Source organism: Ochrobactrum sp. XJ1, from assembly GCF_024701725.1.
GTDB lineage: Bacteria > Pseudomonadota > Alphaproteobacteria > Rhizobiales > Rhizobiaceae > Brucella > Brucella anthropi.
This window is the reverse complement of record NZ_VDGD01000001.1, coordinates 69,438-88,916: the sequence shown is the minus strand read 5'-3', so window position 1 is coordinate 88,916 and position 19,479 is coordinate 69,438. Positions and strand designations below refer to the sequence as shown.

Below are 19,479 nucleotides of genomic sequence, written 5' to 3'. Positions count from 1 at the left end.
AACTGCATCCTGTTTGACGTCATTTGCGAAAATTGGACGCGACAGCCTCGATCATCTGGAGACCGGAATAATAGTCGATACGGAAAGAAGATGGTCCGAGAGGATAGACGTTATGATCGCGGACCGCAGGAAGGTTCGCCAATACTGGATCTTTCAACAATGCCTGGACGTCATTTTGTGAGCCGCGCAAAAGGAAAATGCTCTTGCCTGTGATCGCTGCCGAGAGGTTCTCGTGGGAAATGAAATCGAAATCGGACCGGCGTGTGACATCCTTGGCTACCGTGTCGGGCAAGCCATCGACCTTGAAACCCAATGCTTGCAGTAGCTGTGACTGCGGGCTCGAAATTCTGCCGACCGAGTAACTGTTGCCGATATTGTAGCCGACGATTGTGACGGGCTCGCTGGGCGGCGTAATCGTTGCAGCCACCACTGCAACCTTCGCGTCGAAACGGGCGATGGTCGCGCCGGTCTCGTCTTCCAACCCCAATGCCGTGCCGAGCTGAGTAGCAATCTCCTGCCAGCTCTGGTTGGAATAATTGACGACCAGCGTCGGAATACCTTGCGCTTTCAATTCACTGTAATGTTGGACGACACTATCCGCTCCGGTCGCCGATGCGATCAGCAGGTCCGGTTCAAAACCGATAATGGCTTCCATGTCGAATTCGAGATTGGGATATAGCACTTCGACGCCGCGCTCATCGGCGACGTCTGCCCATTGAAGGAAGAAGCCCTTGTTATCTGTCAGCGGGCTCGGGGTCGTCGCGGCTGTCGCCACCAGAGGAGCGCCCATAGCCAGCAGAATGCCGGTTATGCTGGGCGTGGTCGATACGATGCGAACGGGTTTGGTTTTCAGTGTGAGTTCACCTGCTTCATGTTTTACAGTGCGGGGCCAGACCTGTTCGGCTCCAATGGCTGTCCGATATGGAGAAAACAGAATAACCATGGTGGCCAGAAGCAAGAAAATCGGACGTGCGGCTTGCATGGCTATTCTCCACCGACGCAAATTGGAAATCTTCAGACGGAAAGCTTTCCGAACGAATGCGCGACCAGCCAGCATTTCGAATAGGAAAACACTGCGCCGTTATCGAACGAGGAGCGAGCGGTCTGCTTCAGCTTCGAAAACTGGAGCTGATTACTCCATATTGCAGAATGCGTTCTACAATGCAATACGAACAGCCACATGATTTCCTCCAGGGACGACCAACCATGATGCAACGCCTGCATGCGGACGCCGTTACATTGCGCTATGATGATCGGGGCATCGTCGAGAACTTGTCGGTCAGTATTCCCGATGCGTCTTTCACCGTCATTGTCGGCCCCAATGCGTGCGGGAAGTCCACGTTGCTGCGTGCCTTGTCACGATTGCTTGCACCGGCCAGTGGAGAAGTCGTGCTGGATGGCAGGAATATAAGCCAATTTCCGGCAAAGGAAGCTGCGCGCAGGCTCGGTCTTCTTCCGCAAATCTCGGTTGCTCCCGATGGCATCACCGTTGCCGATCTGGTGTCACGCGGTCGTTATCCGCATCAGTCCTTTCTGCGACAATGGTCGGTGAAAGACGAAGAAGCGGTAGCACTCGCCATGGAAGCCACCCGCATTTCCGACCTCGCCAACCGTTCAGTCGACGAACTTTCCGGCGGACAGCGTCAGCGCGTCTGGATTGCGCTTGTGCTGGCCCAGGAAACACCGATCCTTCTGCTCGATGAACCGACAACCTATCTCGATATCGCGCATCAGATCGAACTTCTGGAATTGCTGGCGAAACTTAACCGCGAGGGCCGGACTGTCGTTGCCGTACTACACGATCTCAATCATGCCTGCCGATATGCTTCACATCTGGTGGCCATGCGAAACGGGGCGATCATGGCGGAAGGCGCTCCATCCGAGATCGTTACAGAAAAGCTGATAGAAGATGTGTTCGGCCTTGCATCGGTAATCATTACCGATCCGGTTTCGGGAACGCCGCTCGTCGTCCCCCGAGCAACGCCCTCGCAATCTCCGTGATATTTCAATCGCTGGCGGCGCCACCCTCCCCGTCTACGATCCTTCCGCCGGTTGCCTGATTGACCAGTGACGCTTCATGAAAAAGCGCTCTCCGCTCGTCCTCGCTTCGCAATTGTCCAAGATCGGCCACCGTCGTCATGACGCAGACGATTTCCCGCTGCGCGTCGAAGACCGGGGCGGCCTGCCCTGTCACATTTGAAAGAAGATGGCTGGTCATTTCGGACCATCGTTCGTTGCGCACTTGTTCCAGCAGTGACTTTGCCGGCGGGCTGCCCCGAAAGTGAGCTGGCTGTACCTTACGCGCTGCATCGACCATAGCCTTGGGTAGAAAAGCCTGAAAAACCAGACCGCAAGCCGTATTATCGATGGGCAATGTGTCTCCCAGCGCCAGCGGATTGACCGAGAAATACGCACTTCGATACCAGCGCACGAGCGTCGGGCCACGATCTGTCCAGATAGCGACACCACCGCTGACGGCATGTCGTTGCGAAAGGGCCTTCATGTGTTGCGCCGCAATCTCCACAGCGTCCACACGTTTCAAGGCACCTATGCCGATGCTCAGCGCAGTCGGCCCCAGATCGTAAAGACCGCTTGCAGCGTCCTGTTTTGCAAGGCCTTCCTTGACGAGGCTCTGCAGATAACGATGCGCTGTCGAGCCGCCCGTCTTTGCCCGCCGGGCGACTTCGCCCAACGCAAGCTCGGTTTCAGCATTGGCCAGAATCCGGAGAAAGCGCGCGGCAATGGAAACCGACTGTATTGTACCCGAGCGTTTTTCACTCGTGGTGTCGCTCTCATCGGACAGGTCGTTCTCGTTCAAATGCTTTGCCTCCTCCTCGGTAATAGCAAATCGATGTTTAGCGACAAGCCGTTGGAAAGTCATGCCCTCTGCGTTGCGAATGCGATGGGCAGACCTCGAGGGTTTTGAGCCGGATTGAATTGCCCCTCCCTCACTGTTGCGGGCATGCAACACATATCGGAGGCTTGATATTATACTGTATTGCGGCATGCATTCCTTATTGCGGAATGATGCCCTTATGCTTTAACAGAACATGACTAATATACTCATGTTTGGGGCGACTTATGAATATCCGTTTGAATCGTGGCTTGATGTCCAGCGCCAGTGCACTCACGCTGGCGGTATTTGTGGTAACGCCTGCGCTTGCCCAGGAGGCTGCGAAAGCCAGCTCCGATGCGATCGTGCTTGATACTGTGGTCGTGACAGGGGAAAAAGTCGCGCGCGACATCAAGAACACGGCGTCATCTGTCACCGTCATTTCGGCCAAGGAAATCGACAAGGAGAAGACAGGCGATTCATCCGTGGCTGAAGTGATCGCGAACGTCCCGAACGTCATCTATACCGACAACGTCGGCGCTCCCATCATTCGTGGGCAGGATACGCAGGGCCCAAACACAGGGCAGAATGTGTTCTGGGGCGGCACCGTGCCGCGCGCCACGATTAATCTCGACGGACATTATCTCAACTATAATGAATACTACTTCGGTGCGACCTCGGTGTGGGATCTCGACAGCATCGAAGTGTTCCGTGGCCCGCAGACGACATCCCAGGGTGCGAATGCGATTGCGGGTGCGATCATCGTGAACACCAAGGACCCGGTATTCACACGCGAAGGCGCTTATCAGGTCGAGATCGGCAATTACAACACCAAGCGCACCTCAATCATGCTGAACAGTCCCATCTACAAGGATGAGCTGGCAGCGCGCCTTGCAATCGACTATTCGGGCCGTGATACCTTCATCGACTATATCAGCCCCAACTTCATTTCCGAAAAGACAAATCAGGATTTCGAAGCACTGAATGCGCGGCTGAAACTGCTGTGGGAACCGGCAGAGATTCCCGGCCTCACGGCAAAGCTGACCTATTCCCACAATCGATCCAACCGTCCAAGCCAGGAAGCAGCGTCCGCACCATTCGACGAACTCGAACATCTGACCACGACCATGCCAAGCTGGAAGCAGGATACCAATACAGGCATCCTTGATGTTGGCTATGATTTTGGCAACGGCGTGAAATTCTACAACCAGGCGCAATATTCCGCCTCGTCTGTGCATCGCCATACCGGCATTGCGAATAACGGCAAGGCCGATATCAACCAGAAGAACATTTCCAATGAGTCTCGTATCACGTTTGGCGAGCAGGAAGACGTCATCAGCGGTGTCGCCGGTATTTTCTACGCCAATACCAAGTCGGACGAGTTCATGCTGCTTCAAGGCACGACGACGTTTGACGATACGAAAGACAATCTGGGGCTTTTTGCCGAAGTGAGCTACCGGCTCGACGACCAGTGGACGTTGACCGGTGGGCTTCGTTACCAGCAGGATCGTGTACAGCGCATCGGAAAATCGGCGCTGGCGCCAACGCCGCTCGATTACGACGAAACATTCTCCGCGCTCTTGCCAAAGGTATCGCTGGCATATGCTGTCACACCCGATCTGACGATCGGAGCACTGGTCAGCAAGGGTTACAACCCCGGCGGGGTTTCCCTCAATCTCAATTCAAGGCAGTGGAAGCCTTTTGAGGATGAGACGCTGTGGAACTACGAGTTGTTCACGCGCGCCAATCTGCTCGACGACAAGCTGACACTGACAGGCAATCTGTTCTACATGGACTTCAAGAACGCCCAGTACAACATTCCTGTCGTCGTCTCTCCCGGTGTGGCGCAATCCTATACGATCAATGCCGAAAAGGCTCATGCCTATGGTCTCGAAATGGGGCTCGACTATCAGCTTTTGTCTAATCTGACGATCAAGACAAGTGCCGGCATTCTCCGCACCAAAATCGACGAAATTTCGAGCAATGTGCGCTATGAGGGTAACGAGTTCGCCAAGTCTCCCGGTTATATGTTCAGCATCGGTGCGAGCTGGGATGCAACGGAAAAGCTCAATATCTCCGGACAGGTTCGCCACACTGACGGTTACTATTCCGACCTTGCCAATACACCGACCTATGTCGTGGACGCCTATACGATTGCCGATGCGCGTGTGAGTTATGATTTCCATGAATCACTGCAGCTTTACGGCTATGTGAAGAATATTTTCGATGAGCGCACCCCGACCTATCTGCAGCAGAACCGCGGTATTGGTGGCATCGAGGCAAGCATGACCACGCCTCGCACATTCGGCGTCGGCATCAAGGGCACGTTCTAGGCATTTTGTAAAATCGCCAATCCAGCCGGTCACATCCGTGGCCGGCACAGCTTTTTATATGCATTAACGGGAGCCCGAAATGGGTAAGCAACGGAAACTTCACATTGGTATGTCGCTGGCACCGACCTGGCTGAGTGGCGACGGGTGGCGGCATCCGGACAGCAACATCGAAGGGACACTCGGTTCAGATTTCTATATCGATATCGCCCGGCGAGCCGAGGCGGCGAAGCTTGATTTCGTATTCCGTCCCGATAGCCTTTTCATGAACCATCAGATCATGGAAACCACTCCGGGCTTCGGCAGCATGGATGCGACGCTCGTCATGGCAACGCTGGCGCGGGAGACTTCGCATATCGGTCTTCTGACCACGATATCGACAACTTTCATGCCGCCTTATGTCGTTGCCCGTCAGGTCCAGTCCCTGCACTGGCTCAGTAATGGCCGGGCCGGGTGGAATATTGTCACGGCACTCGATGGCAACGAGAATTTCGGTTTGACGGAAATGCCTTCATCCGACGAACGCTATGCAAGGGCAGCCGAATTTACCAGCGTCGTGCGTGATTTATGGAAGAGTTTTCCTGGATCGGCCTTGAAACGTGACCGTGAAAGCGGCCGCTTTGCAGATACGGCAGTCATAAATCCGATAAATCACGACGGTACCTATTACCGGGTTAAAGGTCCGCTCAATGTCCCTTCTGTTCAGGATGCTCCCATCCCGCTTATTCAGGCTGGCGCGTCACCGGCAGGGCGCGACTTTGCGGCATCCGTTGCCGACGCCGTCTTTTCCGCGACCCCGGATATGGAAGCGGCAATCGATCTTCGCCGCAATCTTCGTGACCGTGCGCAATTCCATGGCCGAAAGTCGGACGACGTTCGCCTGCTTCCCGGTCTCAGTCTCTATCTGGCACCAACGCGGAAAGAAGCGGAAGAACTTTTCGCCTACACGCATGCGCGAGGTGATCGCGCTCGAAAAATCGCATTCATCCACGAAATGACCGGCCTCGACCTATCGGAATGGCCCGCAAATCGTCTCATTCGACCAACCGACCTACCACCCCCGCCAGAAAAGGTCCGAAGCAAAACCCATGCGGGATTGCTTCGGCGTTTGTTACAGCGTGAAGAGCTTTCGGTTGATGATCTCATGCGTAGACCCGAGGTCATCAGTGCCGCACATTGGCAGGTAATCGGGACGGTTGATGATGCAGCCCAAGACATTCGTAAATGGTTTGAAGCAGGTGCGATCGACGGTTTCATAACCGCGCCGGGTGGCTCAACCGGATCAATGCGGCTAGCGCTGGATGAACTCATGCCAAGGCTTAGCGAAGAAGGGTTACTGCGTTCAGAATATTCAGGAAATACCTTCTTCGAACATCTCACGGAGTAAGGTGGTTTTGGTACAAAAGATGGGTGGACTTTGAAAGGACGACTTCCAGCCGAGTTGTTTCCGATGTCTCAGATATTCAGCACCGCAGACTGAAGTCAGCCAAGATTATCGACCCACTCGATAACTATTATATCCCTGCGCTTGAAAGAGATATGAACCGCCAACTGGTCATTAATTTTGTGAGTAGCCGGAATGGGGCCAAGAGTGGACTATCAGCTTGTGGCTTCCAAGATGGCGGTAGCGGACGTTCTGCCCTATTAAGAGCGACATGCAGTTTTTGGGCACAGGGGGAGAGCGGGCACACCAGCGCGAGCTTAGATTAGAAACGAAAACAACGTCTTATGAGATTCCAAGCATATTTTCGAGCTTTCTTCTGGGTACTGAGCGATCCAGTAAATGTCAACATTTCGCCTGATGAGCGACAACCTTCTTAGTGTTTAGTTGCCGGCTCTTGGTTGAGGGCGAACAGGCCGGCAAGCACGTCCTCTTCCGTCAAGTCGACCGCCAAACCGTATGCTGCAGCTACAACCTCGTCCAGAGCCTCGTGTTCAAGGCCCCACCAAGTAGGACGTTCGTTACATAGGTTTGTCAGCGTCCGCTGTTTCAATATTTTTCTGCCTCTTCGTCAACAGGAACGATCCGGCCTGGAAATCCAGGCACAGCTTCTTGGGTTCAGCCCGTTTTCTCGTAACTCGTTTAGCTGTTTCTCGACATCTGCAATTCTGACGGCTCTGGAATCATTTGGTTCGGATGACGTATGAACACGTCCTATATTGACTGGTATGGTAGTATGGTATATCCGGAATTTGAGGAGTCAAAATCATGCGAAGCCCATTGTTGCAACCGAAACACGTCAGTGTGGTCGATCAGCTTTATGCAACGCTGCGGGCTGCCATCATTGATAATGCATTGTCGCCCGGCACCCGGATTTCCGAGGCCGATGTGGCTCAGCAATATGGGGTTAGCCGTCAGCCTGTGCGTGAAGCCTTCATCAAGCTTGCCAATGAAGGGCTGCTGGAGGTTCGGCCTCAGCGAGGCACTTTCGTCGCGAAAATTTCACTTCAGGCCGTAATGGATGCGCGCTTCGTGCGCGAAGCGGTTGAAGCGGACATCGTTAAGCTTCTGGCCCAATCTCCTGATCAGACGTTGGTTACCGAGTTGCGAGCCCAGCTCGTTTGTCAGGAAAAGCTCGTTGGCGGGTCTGCACGGGATTTCATGGAGGCGGATGAAATATTTCACCGCACCCTGGCCGAGGGAGCTGACAAGGGAAAAGCCTGGCGCGTCGTCGTCGAGATGAAGGCTCAGATGGACCGGGTACGGTTTCTTTCCAGCATGCATTTCCCGGTTGATCGCCTCATTGCACAACATCGCGCAGTGGTGGAAGCAATTGCGGACGGCGATGCCATCCAGGCCGAACAGTCGATGCGAGGACATCTGCGAGGAATTCTGAGTGATTTGCCTGTCATCGAACAGGAGCGGCCCGAATATTTTCTGTAGGGTTCACAGCAACAGCAAAGACATTATCCAGAGGAGGAAACAATGAAATTTCGGATTCTTACGCGTCTGGCAGCAACCTGTGCTGTTCTCGCTATCATGGGAGGAACATCGCTGGCGCAGGAGGTAACACTCAAGCTCGGCCATCTGGCCAATGAAGAGAATATCTGGCACAAAGCGGCACTGAAATTCGCGGAAGAGGTCAAATCTCGTACAGAAGGACGCGTTGCCGTCGAAGTCTATCCGAATGAATCGCTCGGTAAGGAAATCGACGTCATCAACGGCATGCAGCTTGGCACGGCCGATATGACCATCACCGGTGAAAGCCTGCAGAACTGGGCGCCAAAAGCAGCCCTGCTTGCTCTGCCATATGCATACAAATCGCTTGAACATATGGACAAGATTGCCTCCGGCGAAATCGGAAAGCAGATCGAGGCAGAGATCGTCGAAAAGGCGGGTATTCGCCCGCTGACCTATTTTGCACGCGGCCCGCGCAACCTTTCTGCCAATCGCGAGATAACAAAGCCGGAAGAGCTGAAAGGCTTCAAGGTTCGCGTGCCGAATGTGCCGATCTTTGTCGCCGCATGGCAATCGCTTGGTGCGAACCCAACCCCGATGGCCTTCTCGGAGGTTTTCACCTCACTCCAGAACGGCACTATCGAAGGTCAGGAAAACCCGCTCGCGCTTTTCAAGTCTGGCGGCTTCTATGAAGTCCAGAAAGTCGTCAACAAGACGGAACACGTTCGCTCGTGGATCTATCTGGCCATATCGGAACGAAGCTGGGGCAAGCTTTCGGAGATCGATCAGGCTGCATTGCAGGAAGCCGCCAAGGCCACGCAGGCTTACGAACGCGAATTGTTCATCGCTGACGAAAAGGCACTCGTCACTGATCTCGAAAGCCGCGGCGTGAAGTTTGTCGACGTGGATCAGGCTGCCTTTGCCGACAAGGCGCGCGACGCTGTCATCAACTCTGTTCCGCAGGAAATCCGTCCCCTGGTCGAACAGGTTTTCAACGACTGAGATAATGGGGCTGCCGGATCCAATCCGGCAGCTGCCACGTCGAGGATACCATGACAAAACTATTCAAAGGATTGGAAGGCATATGTCGCCTTCTGATACTGGCAGCATTTCTCTTATTGATGGGGGCGGTGCTGTTGCAGGTCTATGCGCGCACGTTTTTGAGCAGCGCCCCGGTCTGGACCGAGGAACTGACCAGATTCTGCCTGCTCTATATTGGTGCGCTCGGCGCGGGCCTCGCGCTGCGTAGTGGCGATATGGTCAATGTCGACCTTCTTTGCGAAAGCCTTCCCGGACGTATGCCTTGGATTTTGCGACTGGTCAGCGCCGCATTGACGGTAGTTTTTGCGGCTATTCTCCTGCCCGCCGCGTGGGATTACACCATGATCGGAAGCCGTCAGACCGCCCCGTCGCTTGGCTGGCGCATGGATTTCGTCCACGCAACACAATTCATTCTTCTCGTCGCTCTGGGTCTCTGGGCACTGATGCGCATCATTGAAATGCTCTCGGGCCGTCATGATGGGCGACCTATCCCCAATTCGGAGGAAAATTGATGGGCCTGACCCTTCTTCTTGGCTCGTTCGTGCTGGGCCTTGCCATCGGCTTGCCCGTAGCTGTGACATTGGGCCTTTCCTCGATGGCCTATCTTCTGTTCGCGGACATCCCCTTGGTTGTCATCCCGCAGAAAATGTATGCCGGGATGGACAGCTTTGTTCTGCTCTGCATTCCAGGGTTCATTCTGGCTGGTAACCTTATGAATTCCGGTGGCATTACCGAACGGATTATTCGCTTTGCAAATGCCCTTGTGGGCTGGATGCGCGGCGGGCTGGCACAGGCCAATATCGCAGCCTCGATGCTTTTCGGCGGTATTTCAGGAACCGCAGTCGCAGATGTAGCTTCCGTTGGCGGCATGATGATCCCCGGCATGAAGAAGGTTGGTTATCCGGCCGATTTCTCCGCTGCAGTCACAGCCGCCTCATCGACTGTCGGCCCGATGATCCCGCCAAGCGTGCCGATGATTATCGTCGGATCGCTCTCCGGCCTTTCGGTCGGCAAATTATTTCTGGCAGGTGCGGTACCCGGCCTTCTGATGGGTTTTGCCATGATGGTGACGACCTATTTCATCGCCAAGAAGAAAAACTTCCCTCGCGAGGACTGGAAGGGCGCCCGAGAGTTGCTGTCGTCATTCACCGGAGCGATCTGGGCTATTGCAATGACCGCACTGATCGTGGGTGGCCTGCTGATCGGCATCACGACACCGACCGAAACGGCAGTGGTTGCATGCCTTTATGCAGCGGTGGTGGGGCTGTTCGTCTATAGAGAACTGCCAGTAAGCCGGATTCCGAAAATCATCATCGATAGTGCAATCAGTTCGGCAGGCATTCTCGTACTGGTGGGCACAGCCAATGTGTTCGGCTGGATTCTCGTCGCCGAACGTATTCCGCAGACATTGGCCAATGCGGTTCTCTCCATCACCGATAACAAGTTTCTCGTTATCCTGCTGATCAACATTCTGCTTCTTTTCGTCGGCATGTTCATGGAAACGATTGCAGCCCTGATCATTCTATTCGTACCATTGCAGGCTCTAGCCTTGGCAGTCGGTATCGACCCCATTCATTTTGCGTGTTTTGCGGTCCTGAACCTTATGATCGGCCTGACTACACCACCGGTCGGCGTTTGCCTGTTTGTCGCATCCAATATTGCGCGTCTCCCACTCTCGCCGGTGATCAGGGCGATCATTCCCTATATCATCACCAATCTGATTGTCCTTTTGATGGTCAGCTACATGCCGCCTCTGGCGACCTGGCTGCCCAACACGCTGATGCCGTGAGGTGGAAATGACTGAGTTGTCGAACACGCGCGTGATCTGCCTTCACGCGCAGGACGATCTGAGGATCGAAAGTCGGCCTGTCGGAACACCAGGGCCAGGAGAAGTGCTGGTCGCGGTCGAAGCAGGCGGGATTTGTGGATCGGATCTGCATTACTGGTTGGAAGGCGGCATTGGTACTATCCGTGTCCGAGAACCGATCATCCTAGGTCACGAGGCCTCGGGACGCATCAAGGCTCTCGGCGAGGGAGTGACGGGGCTGGTGCCGGGTCAGCTCGTTGCAATGAACCCTTCGCAGCCTTGCGGCACCTGCAGTTTCTGCCAGCAGGGTCTGACGCGCCATTGCAGTGCGATGCGCTTCAAGGGATCGGCAATGTATCTCCCGCACCAACAAGGCATGTTCCGCGACAGGATAGTGATTGCGGCGGACCAGTGTTTTCCTGTCCCGAACGGTATTGATCCGGGAGCCGCAGCCTGCTCTGAACCACTGGCAGTTTGCCTTCATGCCGCCAATCGTGGGGAAGCGATTGCAGACAGCTTGGTCGGTAAGGTCGTCATGGTGACGGGTGCAGGCCCGATCGGCGCCCTTTGCGTGGCGGTAGCGCGACAACGCGGCGCGTCGGAAATCATTGTGACTGATATTCAGGACGCCACTCTGGCTGTCGCCGCACGCATGGGCGCAGATCATACGGTCAATATTGCAACCGACCCGACAGGGCTCGCCCGCTGGCAGGAAGGCAAAGGCAAGGTCGATCTGGTATTTGAATGCTCTGCTGCAGCACCGGCCATCGGCGACGCAATTTCCTGCCTTCGACCGCTCGGCACCCTCGTACAGGTTGGCGTCGGCGGACCGACCGTCCTGCCTCTCAACGTCATGGTGGGTAAAGAAATCCAGTTTGTCGGCTCGCAGAGGTTCGATACAGAATTCGCCGAGGCCGTACGCCTTATCGGATCAAAAGCTATCGATCCTCGACCGATCATCACCGCAACCATTCCCCTGACGGAAGCCTTGTCTGCCTTTCAGGCGGCTACGGATCGTACGCGGTCCGTTAAGGTTCAGATTAGTTTCGCTGATGCGTCAGCCTAGTACTGAAAACAGAAAGACGAATAAATGAGACAGACCTGGCGCTGGTTTGGCCCCAAGGACCTCGTATCCATCGATGATATGCTACAAGCAGGTGTTGAAGGCGTTGTCACCGCCCTGCACCATGTGGCGACCGGATCCGTCTGGTCGCCCGCCGAAATCGAAAAACGGCAGGTCGAAATTGCCCGGATGAAGAACGGCGAACCTTCGGGACTGAAATGGGAAGTCGTGGAAAGCCTTCCGGTTTCAGAAGATATCAAACGCCAGACAGGTGACTGGAAAACTCATATCTCGAACTGGAAGACATCGATGCATAACCTGCGTGACGCAGGCATCGAGGTCATTTGCTACAATTTCATGCCCATCCTCGACTGGACACGCACCGACCTTGCCTATCGGCTGGCGAACGGGGCAACCTGCATGCGTTACGACGCCCTCGATTTCGCCGTCTTCGATCTGTTTCTGCTCGAACGCAAGGGCGCATCGGACAGTTACAAACCTGAACTCATCGAAGCTGCACGCAAGCGTTTTGCGGAGATGTCCGAGGAGCGACGGCTTGAGCTTTCCGGCAACGTCGTCTTCGGTCTGCCTGGCGCTGCCGAACGCATGTCGATGGACGATGTGAAGGTTCATCTCGCCCATTACGACAATATTTCGCCAGAGCGCCTGCGAAACCACCTGATCGACTTTCTGGCAGAGGTGAGTCCGCTTGCGGAAGAGCTTGGCGTACGTCTGTGCTGCCATCCAGACGATCCGCCCTTCCCCCTTCTCGGACTGCCGCGCATCATGTCCACCGAAGCTGATTATAAAGCGGTCATGGATGCAATAAACATTCCGGCGAACGGTATCACACTTTGCACTGGCTCGCTGGGCGCGCGCGCCGATAATGACCTGCCAGGCATGATGAAGCGCCTGGGTGACCGTGTGCATTTTCTGCATTTGCGCAATGTCGCACTTGAAGAAGCCCACCTTGGCGGATCGTTCCATGAGGCCGCTCATCTTGAAGGCCATACGGATATGGTGGCGATGATTGCTGCCATTTTGTCAGAGGAGAACCGCCGCAAGGCCGAAGGTCGTGCCGACTGGCGCATTCCTATGCGCCCTGATCACGGTCAGGATATTCTCGATGATCTGAACAGACGCGCTCAGCCGGGTTATCCATCCATTGGGCGCCTGAAAGGCCTGGCCGAATTGCGCGGAATCATGACCGCCCTGTCCCATCCAAATGTCAGGATAGACAAGTGACACGGCTTTCAGCACTGGTGAACGATGCCGTAGCAGCCAGCTGGCCCGCTTATACTCCCGAAAATCACGAGGTCGGTATTGTTCATCTCGGCCTCGGCAATTTTGCCCGCGCGCACTTGTTATCCTATACCGATACCGTGTTGGCACAGAAAGGTGGCAATTGGCGGGTGACGGGAGTGTCGCTGCGCGGAACCGCCGTTGCTGATAGTCTGAATCCACAAGACGGGCGCTATACCCTGATCACACGCGGTCCGGTCACAGAAGCACGTGTGATTGGCGCACTGAACCGGGTGCTATCCGGCCCGACGGTTGGCAATGATGCCCTGGATGCGATGACCTCGCCCGGATGTCGCATCGTCAGTTTAACCGTAACGGAAAAAGGATATGGCATCACCAGTGACGGTAGGCTGGATCGTGAGCATCCGGCAATCGTCGCTGACCTCGCTAATCCAGACGCGCCCACCAGCGTGATCGGGCTTATTGTGGCAGCGCTATCTCGCCGTATGACCGGTGGATTGCCACCCTTCACGGTGCTCAGTTGCGATAATCTCTCTCACAATGGTCAGAAGTTGCGGGACGCAGTATTGGCGTTCGCCGATCAAACGGGTGGAAGACTGCTTTCGCGCTGGATAGCAGAAAAAGTCGCCTTCCCGTCCACTATGGTGGATCGGATCACGCCGGCGTCAAATGCCCAGACCGTCAAGCTCGCCGTGGAGCTGACGGGGCGAGAAGATCACGCTGCCGTTGAAACCGAACCTTTCAGCCAATGGGTGATTGAGGACAAATTCTGTGCCGGACGACCGGAATGGGAATGTGCTGGCGCCCTCTTTGTCGACAATGTCGCCCCATATGAAAGCATGAAGCTGCGAATGCTGAACGGGGCACATTCTATGCTTGCCTATAGCGGGCAGCTCTCGGGTAAAAGCTTTGTCCGAGACGTGATGGCCGACCCGGATCATGCTGTACTCGTCCGTCGTCACCTTGCTGTCGCTGCGGCAACTGTAGAAGGACTGTCCATCGATCTCGACGCCTATGCTGCGGCTCTTGCCGAGCGGTTCGCCAACCCGGCTATCGCCCATTCCACCGCACAGATTGCAATGGATGGAACACAGAAGCTTCCCCAACGCATCACAACCCCGGCCCTGGAAGCTCTGGCATCGGGCAAACCGTACGGACCCTTCGTATTTGCTCTCGCTGCGTGGCTCGCCTATCTGGCTCGAAAGGAGGACGACGGCCACCCGGTTCCATTGAATGACCCCAAAGCGACCGAGCTTCAGACCGGCTTGAAAGACATCAAGACGCCCGAGGAAATAATCCGTGCGGTTGCGTCTGTGTGTCCCGATATCCTTCCCAGTAAGCTAACAAATGGCGTATTCGGTTCAGCGCTGCGTGATACGCTTCACACAATCCAGTCGGAAGGGATGCCAAAGGTCATCAAACAAAAAGCGGCAGAAGCTTCCTGAGCGTCGATACAAGCAGAAGACTTTGCTGTCATTGCTCTGAACACAAGAGCCTGAATCATAATGAACGTGACGATATCAGGCTCCGAGCGGCTAACCATGGCTTACTTTGTTTATAGTTCTCGGCGCATTTGGTAATTTTCCCTATCCTAAAATGAAATTCCGACAACGTTATTGCGATCTGATATAATAAGGAGTGCCTGACATTTTTCGGGCACATTTGTTGGTGAACAGCCGAGCTCTCTATCGCCACCATCCGGTGAAGCGTATGGGACGCCAACAAACAAAGGCTGGAGGCAACATGGTTCAATCAGCAGATGCCGTGCATAAAGCAGCGGCCGGACACATACCCGCATTTATAACACCCCCAGGTCAAGCCGATGTACTTTTGAACATCGTCATTATTTTTCTTATCTGCGTAGTATTCTTAACTGGTATTCTCTACCTGAGACTCCATGCTCTCCCCGAACACATCGCTCATCAGACGAACAAGATTCAGATTCAGCTTGTTGCTGTATTGGGCTTGATAGCGCTCTTCACCCACAATCAGCTCTTCTGGATTGCAGCTCTTTTGCTAGCAATGACGGATCTTCCAGACTTCCTGTCGCCGGTAACATCAATGGCAAGGTCTCTGCGTACCATTGCTCGGCGAGGACTTCACCTGACGATTCCGCCATCCGCCCCAACGACAGGCGATGATGTTTCGTCACAGACTGCATCACCGACGCCGCAAAATGTTGCCGCTTCGACAACCGCGCCCGACACCGGATTATCCCTCGATCAGAACAAAGAGGAGCAGAAATAATGTTCGAATTCCTGCTTTGTTCGATGATCACCATACTTCCAGATTATCTTTACCGTCGATTTGGCCAGGGAAAGCGAATTGGACACGAGATCACGATCTATTCCATGTGGTTTGAACTCAGATGGGGGATCACGGCGTGCCTCATCCTCACAATTTCCCTGATTACGATGATCTTCTATTACCATCCGTCTACATCTAACGTAACGGCTGCATTTCGAACCGTTACGATCCTTCCTGAAATAGGCGGACGTGTCGATGAGGTATATGTCTCGCGAAACCAGAAGGTAAAAGCCGGCGAGGCGCTCTTCAAGCTCGACGACAGCAAACAAAAAGCCGCGCTGGAAACAGCCCGGAAACGCATTGCAGAAATCGATGCGGAGATGGTTGTCGCCAAAAGCGATCTTGTCGCTGCCGACGCCCGTATCAAGCAAGGTGAGATAGCATTTGTTCAAGCACAGAACGATGTAAACACGCAGCTTGAACTGCAACGCCGCAACCCAAACATCGTCGCCCGCAAGGATATTGAACGTCTCCAGTCGATAGCCGATGGCAAAGGCAGCGAACTGGCAGCCGCAACCGCCAGCAAGCAGACGCTCGAAACCAAAATCACCTCATTACTTCCGGCGCAGAGGGCAAGCACCGAAGCTGCCGCCGCTCAGGCGGAAGTTGAACTTAATAAAACGATCGTGAAGGCGGGCGTTTCGGGAACCGTTCAACAGTTCACCCTGCGCGCAGGTGAAGTCGTCAATCCACTGCTCCGCCCTGCTGGCATACTGGTGCCAGAAACAGCAGGCCGAACGGCTCTTATCGCAGGATTCGGTCAGATTGAGGCACAAGTCATGAAGCCCGGCATGATTGCTGAAGCTACATGTATCGGAAAGCCGTTCACGATTATCCCTATGGTTGTAACCGAGGTGCAAGACGTTATCGCTGGCGGACAGGTACGCGCCAGCGATCAGTTGGTCGACATCCAGCAATTGGCGAAACCGGGAACAATCACAGTCACTCTGGAGCCTCTCTACGAAGGACAGCTTGCAGGCATACCCCCGGGTAGCAGTTGTGTGGCCAATGCCTACACGAGCAATCACGAGGAACTGCAATCCGGTGAAGCGGGTACGCTGCGGTCGATATTCCTGCATGCCGTCGACGCAACCGCGCTCGTTCATGCCATGATCCTGCGAATACAAGCCGTGATGATGCCAGTGCAGACCCTTGTGCTTTCTGGGCACTAATTCTCATCACATCGCCTATGAAACGGGGGGCCATCATGGCTCCCCGTTTTTCCCAGCTCACAGGCAGATCACGTCGCAGCAAAACGCTATTTCGCAGGTTTCTTGTGCTAAGCCGTCGCACATCAAGGTGAGCAGAACGAGTGAACTACAGGTAAAAGAGACCTAACTACACGACTTGATATGGATCGGTGTCTCCTCCGTCTTTCCAAGTTCAACACATTTTTGTTCCGAACAGAAAGTCCAGCCTCCAGTCGTCTTGCCGGAGGCAGCCAGAACAATTTCATGACGCGGAGGGATGGTTGGGTGATAGATATACCAACCGTCCTTAAGAACGGCATCGGCAGGTGGATCCATGCCTGCGCCAGAGCCTTTGATGCGAGCTTCTGACAATACCAAGCCCTGGGACGTAACATTCCAGAACTCCTGCCATGGCACTTTCTCAACGCTGTGCGTCCATGAAAGAACAAAGCTCGTGGCGGCGATTTTCAGTACGCCGCCAGCCGTCGCAATGCAGACCGCCATCAACCGGATGACGCGACGACGGAAGGTCGCGATCTCCAGAAATGCCATGCAAGGAAAGCTGCACAGGCAGCAAAACCGAGTTCATCGCTATAGGGATAGGTTGCGAGCATCAGCGCGATAGCGACGAAAGCCCATATGCGTTCCCACATGTTCAACGGCGTTCGAAGATGGCCGATAGCGGCTGCGCCCCATAGCAGAATACTGAGCAGTGCCTTGATGAACATATAGGCGAATGCAGGCCAGAACCCGAGCGTTTCCGAAAGAGGCCCTCCTTCCTGAAGCATGATGACCGGCTCGTACACCGCCATGAAAGGCACGGCAAAACCCGCAACCGCAATACGGATCGCCTGCATGCCGATCTTCATGCCGGACTCGCGCGCGATTGGCGCTGCCGCAAAAGCCGCAAGCGCAACAGGCGGCGTGAGATCAGCCATGATACCGAAATAGAAGACGAACATGTGCGATACCAGAAGCGGCACTTCCAGGTGAAGGAGTGCTGGGCCAGCGATCGAGGATGTGATGATGTAGTTTGGGATAGTCGGAATGCCCATACCGAGTACCAGACAGGCCAGCATGGTCAGCACCAGCGAGAAGAACAGTGAGTTTTCTCCAACGCTGACAATCACACGAGCGAAAGTAGACCCGGCTCCGGTAAGCGCCAGAATGCCAATGATGATGCCAACCAGCGCGCAGGCAACGCCCACGGGCAGCGCATTCTTGGCACCTTCCCCGAGGCTTTGAAGACACAGACTGAGCGTTTCCCGACCACCGCGCACCAGAAAATTTATCATGACCAGCAGCACAACGAGGGCGATGATCAGCGTAATACCGCGCAGGGCATAGCCGAAAATGTTGAAGGTCGTGCCGAAGGCTGCTGCTGACATGACGCCGAGCGCGACCCAGAACAGCACACGCAAAGGCATCGACATCGAGCCGGAAACCGGCACGCCGAGAATGATGAGCGCGGTCAGACTGAGGCCGACAGTGCCTGCAAAAAGTGGCGTATAGCCGGAGAAAAGGAGCCACACCAATGCGACGAGCGGCAGAACCAGAAACCAGCGTTTTCTGATTGCTTCGAGAGCGCTTGGCATTTCGCTTTTATTGAGGCCTTTCATCTTGAGGCGACGCGCCTCAAGGTCAACCATCACGAAGACAGTTATGAAGTAGAGAATAGCAGGTACGATTGCCGCTTTGACGATCTCAACATAAGGCAGACCCAGCGTTTCAGCCATGATGAAAGCAACCGCCCCCATGACCGGGGGCATGATCTGGCCACCCATCGACGCAACGGCTTCGACACCACCCGCGAATGCCGGGCGGAAACCGGAGCGCTTCATGAGCGGAATGGTGAAAGCGCCTGTGGTCACAACATTGGCGACACCGGAACCGTTGATCGTTCCCATCAAGGCTGACGAAATCACCGAAACTTTTGCAGGGCCGCCACGCGACGCGCCAACCGTTCCCATGGCAATGTCATTGAAGAGTTGGATCATGCCCGCGCGTTCGAGAAATGCGCCGAACAGAATGAAAAGGAAAATATAGCTCGATGAGACATAGATCGGCGTGCCGTAAATTCCTTCTGTTCCCAGAAAGAGAACTTCGACCACCTGCTCGAAATCATATCCGCGATGGTTGAACGGGTGCGGGAGATATTGTCCGAACAAGCCGTAAGCCAGAAAGATCGCGCAGATGAGAGGTAAGGTCCAACCCATCATCTTTTTTCCCGCCCAGAAGACGAGAGCGACCACGAGAATGCCGATTATGATATCCGGCGTGTTGGGTTCGCCAGCCCGGATCACCAGGTCTTCGTAGAAAACCCAATGATAAAGACTGAGCACGAAAGCAACGATGGCCGCCAGCCAGAAGGCCGCTCGCTTTGCAGCGACTGTGCTCGCATTGGCGTAAAGGCCGAAGAGAAGCAGAAGCAGAAATCCGACATGGACGGAGCGGACCACCTGACTTGGCAGTGGTGAATAAGCGGAAGTCCAAAGCTGGAAAACCGAAAAAGCCACGGCGATGGCAAACAGGACTTTTGCGCCTGTGCCTGTGCCCCAGGCGGGAATATGCTCGGCCGATTCTACGGCGCTGTTCTCGCTCTGCGTCATGAACGAACCTTCATCAGATTGTGCATTTAAAATGAACAGTTAAGGGAGCGATCCGATTAACAAGGATCGGACACCGTCTGTCAGAAAAAGGAAGGAACCCGGGATTGTCACCCGGGTACCAACCGCCGCGCAGGATT

At 54.8% G+C, this 19,479-nt stretch carries 16 protein-coding genes; 12 read left to right on the top strand and 4 right to left on the bottom strand.

Features of this window, described 5'->3' with window-relative positions:
• Window positions 1-19: 19 nt before the first annotated feature.
• Window positions 20-982 (bottom strand): Fe2+-enterobactin ABC transporter substrate-binding protein, encoded by a 963-nt coding sequence (gene fepB / locus FG152_RS00450; protein WP_010659264.1) that lies wholly within the window; start codon window positions 980-982, stop codon window positions 20-22.
• A gap of 224 nt (window positions 983-1,206) precedes the next feature.
• On the opposite strand from fepB, the gene FG152_RS00445 reads away from it, so the two are divergent.
• Window positions 1,207-2,001 (top strand): ABC transporter ATP-binding protein, encoded by a 795-nt coding sequence (locus tag FG152_RS00445; RefSeq protein WP_010659265.1) that lies wholly within the window; start codon window positions 1,207-1,209, stop codon window positions 1,999-2,001.
• Between the two features lie 4 nt (window positions 2,002-2,005).
• Here FG152_RS00445 and FG152_RS00440 read toward each other — a convergent pair whose 3' ends face one another.
• A complete protein-coding gene (locus FG152_RS00440; protein WP_010659266.1) occupies window positions 2,006-2,818 on the bottom strand; it encodes an IclR family transcriptional regulator in 813 nt (270 codons plus the stop codon).
• 263 nt (window positions 2,819-3,081) lie between these two features.
• Here FG152_RS00440 and FG152_RS00435 point away from each other — a divergent pair, with 263 nt between their 5' ends.
• The 11 genes from FG152_RS00435 (at window position 3,082) to FG152_RS00385 (ending at window position 16,715) form a co-directional block, all read left to right on the top strand.
• Window positions 3,082-5,166 carry a TonB-dependent receptor gene (locus FG152_RS00435; RefSeq protein WP_010659267.1) on the top strand — a complete coding sequence of 695 codons (2,085 nt, stop codon included), beginning with the start codon at window positions 3,082-3,084 and terminating at the stop codon, window positions 5,164-5,166.
• Between the two features lie 79 nt (window positions 5,167-5,245).
• Window positions 5,246-6,550: an NtaA/DmoA family FMN-dependent monooxygenase gene (locus tag FG152_RS00430; RefSeq protein ID WP_010659268.1), complete on the top strand. Its 1,305-nt coding sequence runs from the start codon at window positions 5,246-5,248 to the stop codon at window positions 6,548-6,550.
• 822 nt (window positions 6,551-7,372) lie between these two features.
• Window positions 7,373-8,047 (top strand): GntR family transcriptional regulator, encoded by a 675-nt coding sequence (locus tag FG152_RS00425; protein ID WP_029926471.1) that lies wholly within the window; start codon window positions 7,373-7,375, stop codon window positions 8,045-8,047.
• Window positions 8,048-8,089: 42 nt separating this feature from the next.
• Window positions 8,090-9,064: a TRAP transporter substrate-binding protein gene (locus FG152_RS00420; protein WP_010659271.1), complete on the top strand. Its 975-nt coding sequence runs from the start codon at window positions 8,090-8,092 to the stop codon at window positions 9,062-9,064.
• A 50-nt stretch (window positions 9,065-9,114) separates the two neighbouring features.
• Window positions 9,115-9,615, top strand: coding sequence for a TRAP transporter small permease (locus tag FG152_RS00415; RefSeq protein WP_010659272.1), 501 nt, complete (start codon window positions 9,115-9,117; stop codon window positions 9,613-9,615).
• Entirely contained in the window at window positions 9,615-10,892 is a 1,278-nt protein-coding gene (locus tag FG152_RS00410; RefSeq protein WP_036577572.1) for a TRAP transporter large permease, read from the top strand. The genes FG152_RS00415 and FG152_RS00410 overlap by 1 nt, the downstream gene beginning before the upstream one ends.
• Before the next feature lie 7 nt (window positions 10,893-10,899).
• Window positions 10,900-11,976 carry an L-idonate 5-dehydrogenase gene (locus FG152_RS00405; protein WP_036563512.1) on the top strand — a complete coding sequence of 359 codons (1,077 nt, stop codon included), beginning with the start codon at window positions 10,900-10,902 and terminating at the stop codon, window positions 11,974-11,976.
• A 24-nt stretch (window positions 11,977-12,000) separates the two neighbouring features.
• Window positions 12,001-13,218, top strand: coding sequence for a mannonate dehydratase (gene uxuA / locus FG152_RS00400; protein ID WP_010659275.1), 1,218 nt, complete (start codon window positions 12,001-12,003; stop codon window positions 13,216-13,218).
• Entirely contained in the window at window positions 13,215-14,681 is a 1,467-nt protein-coding gene (locus tag FG152_RS00395; RefSeq protein WP_010659276.1) for a mannitol dehydrogenase family protein, read from the top strand. The genes uxuA and FG152_RS00395 overlap by 4 nt, the downstream gene beginning before the upstream one ends.
• Window positions 14,682-14,979: 298 nt before the next feature.
• A complete protein-coding gene (locus FG152_RS00390; protein WP_036563570.1) occupies window positions 14,980-15,483 on the top strand; it encodes a hypothetical protein in 504 nt (167 codons plus the stop codon).
• Entirely contained in the window at window positions 15,483-16,715 is a 1,233-nt protein-coding gene (locus FG152_RS00385) for an HlyD family secretion protein (protein WP_010659278.1), read from the top strand. The genes FG152_RS00390 and FG152_RS00385 overlap by 1 nt, the downstream gene beginning before the upstream one ends.
• Window positions 16,716-16,877: 162 nt before the next feature.
• Here FG152_RS00385 and FG152_RS00380 read toward each other — a convergent pair whose 3' ends face one another.
• On the bottom strand, window positions 16,878-17,237 hold the full coding sequence (locus FG152_RS00380) for a DUF1850 domain-containing protein (RefSeq protein WP_012093428.1): 360 nt from the start codon (window positions 17,235-17,237) through the stop codon (window positions 16,878-16,880).
• Window positions 17,237-19,342 carry a TRAP transporter permease gene (locus tag FG152_RS00375; protein WP_010659280.1) on the bottom strand — a complete coding sequence of 702 codons (2,106 nt, stop codon included), beginning with the start codon at window positions 19,340-19,342 and terminating at the stop codon, window positions 17,237-17,239. The genes FG152_RS00380 and FG152_RS00375 overlap by 1 nt, the downstream gene beginning before the upstream one ends.
• Window positions 19,343-19,479: the final 137 nt, after the last annotated feature.

Bases quoted from the DNA above. Each gene is read 5' to 3' on its own strand.
- fepB (WP_010659264.1), bottom strand. From the start codon at position 982: ATGCAAGCCGCACGTCCGATTTTCTTGCTTCTGGCCACCATGGTTATT.
- FG152_RS00445 (WP_010659265.1), top strand. From the start codon at position 1,207: ATGATGCAACGCCTGCATGCGGACGCCGTTACATTGCGCTATGATGAT.
- FG152_RS00435 (WP_010659267.1), top strand. From the start codon at position 3,082: ATGAATATCCGTTTGAATCGTGGCTTGATGTCCAGCGCCAGTGCACTC.
- FG152_RS00430 (WP_010659268.1), top strand. From the start codon at position 5,246: ATGGGTAAGCAACGGAAACTTCACATTGGTATGTCGCTGGCACCGACC.
- FG152_RS00425 (WP_029926471.1), top strand. From the start codon at position 7,373: ATGCGAAGCCCATTGTTGCAACCGAAACACGTCAGTGTGGTCGATCAG.
- FG152_RS00420 (WP_010659271.1), top strand. From the start codon at position 8,090: ATGAAATTTCGGATTCTTACGCGTCTGGCAGCAACCTGTGCTGTTCTC.
- FG152_RS00415 (WP_010659272.1), top strand. From the start codon at position 9,115: ATGACAAAACTATTCAAAGGATTGGAAGGCATATGTCGCCTTCTGATA.
- FG152_RS00410 (WP_036577572.1), top strand. From the start codon at position 9,615: ATGGGCCTGACCCTTCTTCTTGGCTCGTTCGTGCTGGGCCTTGCCATC.
- FG152_RS00405 (WP_036563512.1), top strand. From the start codon at position 10,900: ATGACTGAGTTGTCGAACACGCGCGTGATCTGCCTTCACGCGCAGGAC.
- uxuA (WP_010659275.1), top strand. From the start codon at position 12,001: ATGAGACAGACCTGGCGCTGGTTTGGCCCCAAGGACCTCGTATCCATC.
- FG152_RS00390 (WP_036563570.1), top strand. From the start codon at position 14,980: ATGGTTCAATCAGCAGATGCCGTGCATAAAGCAGCGGCCGGACACATA.
- FG152_RS00385 (WP_010659278.1), top strand. From the start codon at position 15,483: ATGTTCGAATTCCTGCTTTGTTCGATGATCACCATACTTCCAGATTAT.
- FG152_RS00380 (WP_012093428.1), bottom strand. From the start codon at position 17,237: ATGGCGGTCTGCATTGCGACGGCTGGCGGCGTACTGAAAATCGCCGCC.
- FG152_RS00375 (WP_010659280.1), bottom strand. From the start codon at position 19,342: ATGACGCAGAGCGAGAACAGCGCCGTAGAATCGGCCGAGCATATTCCC.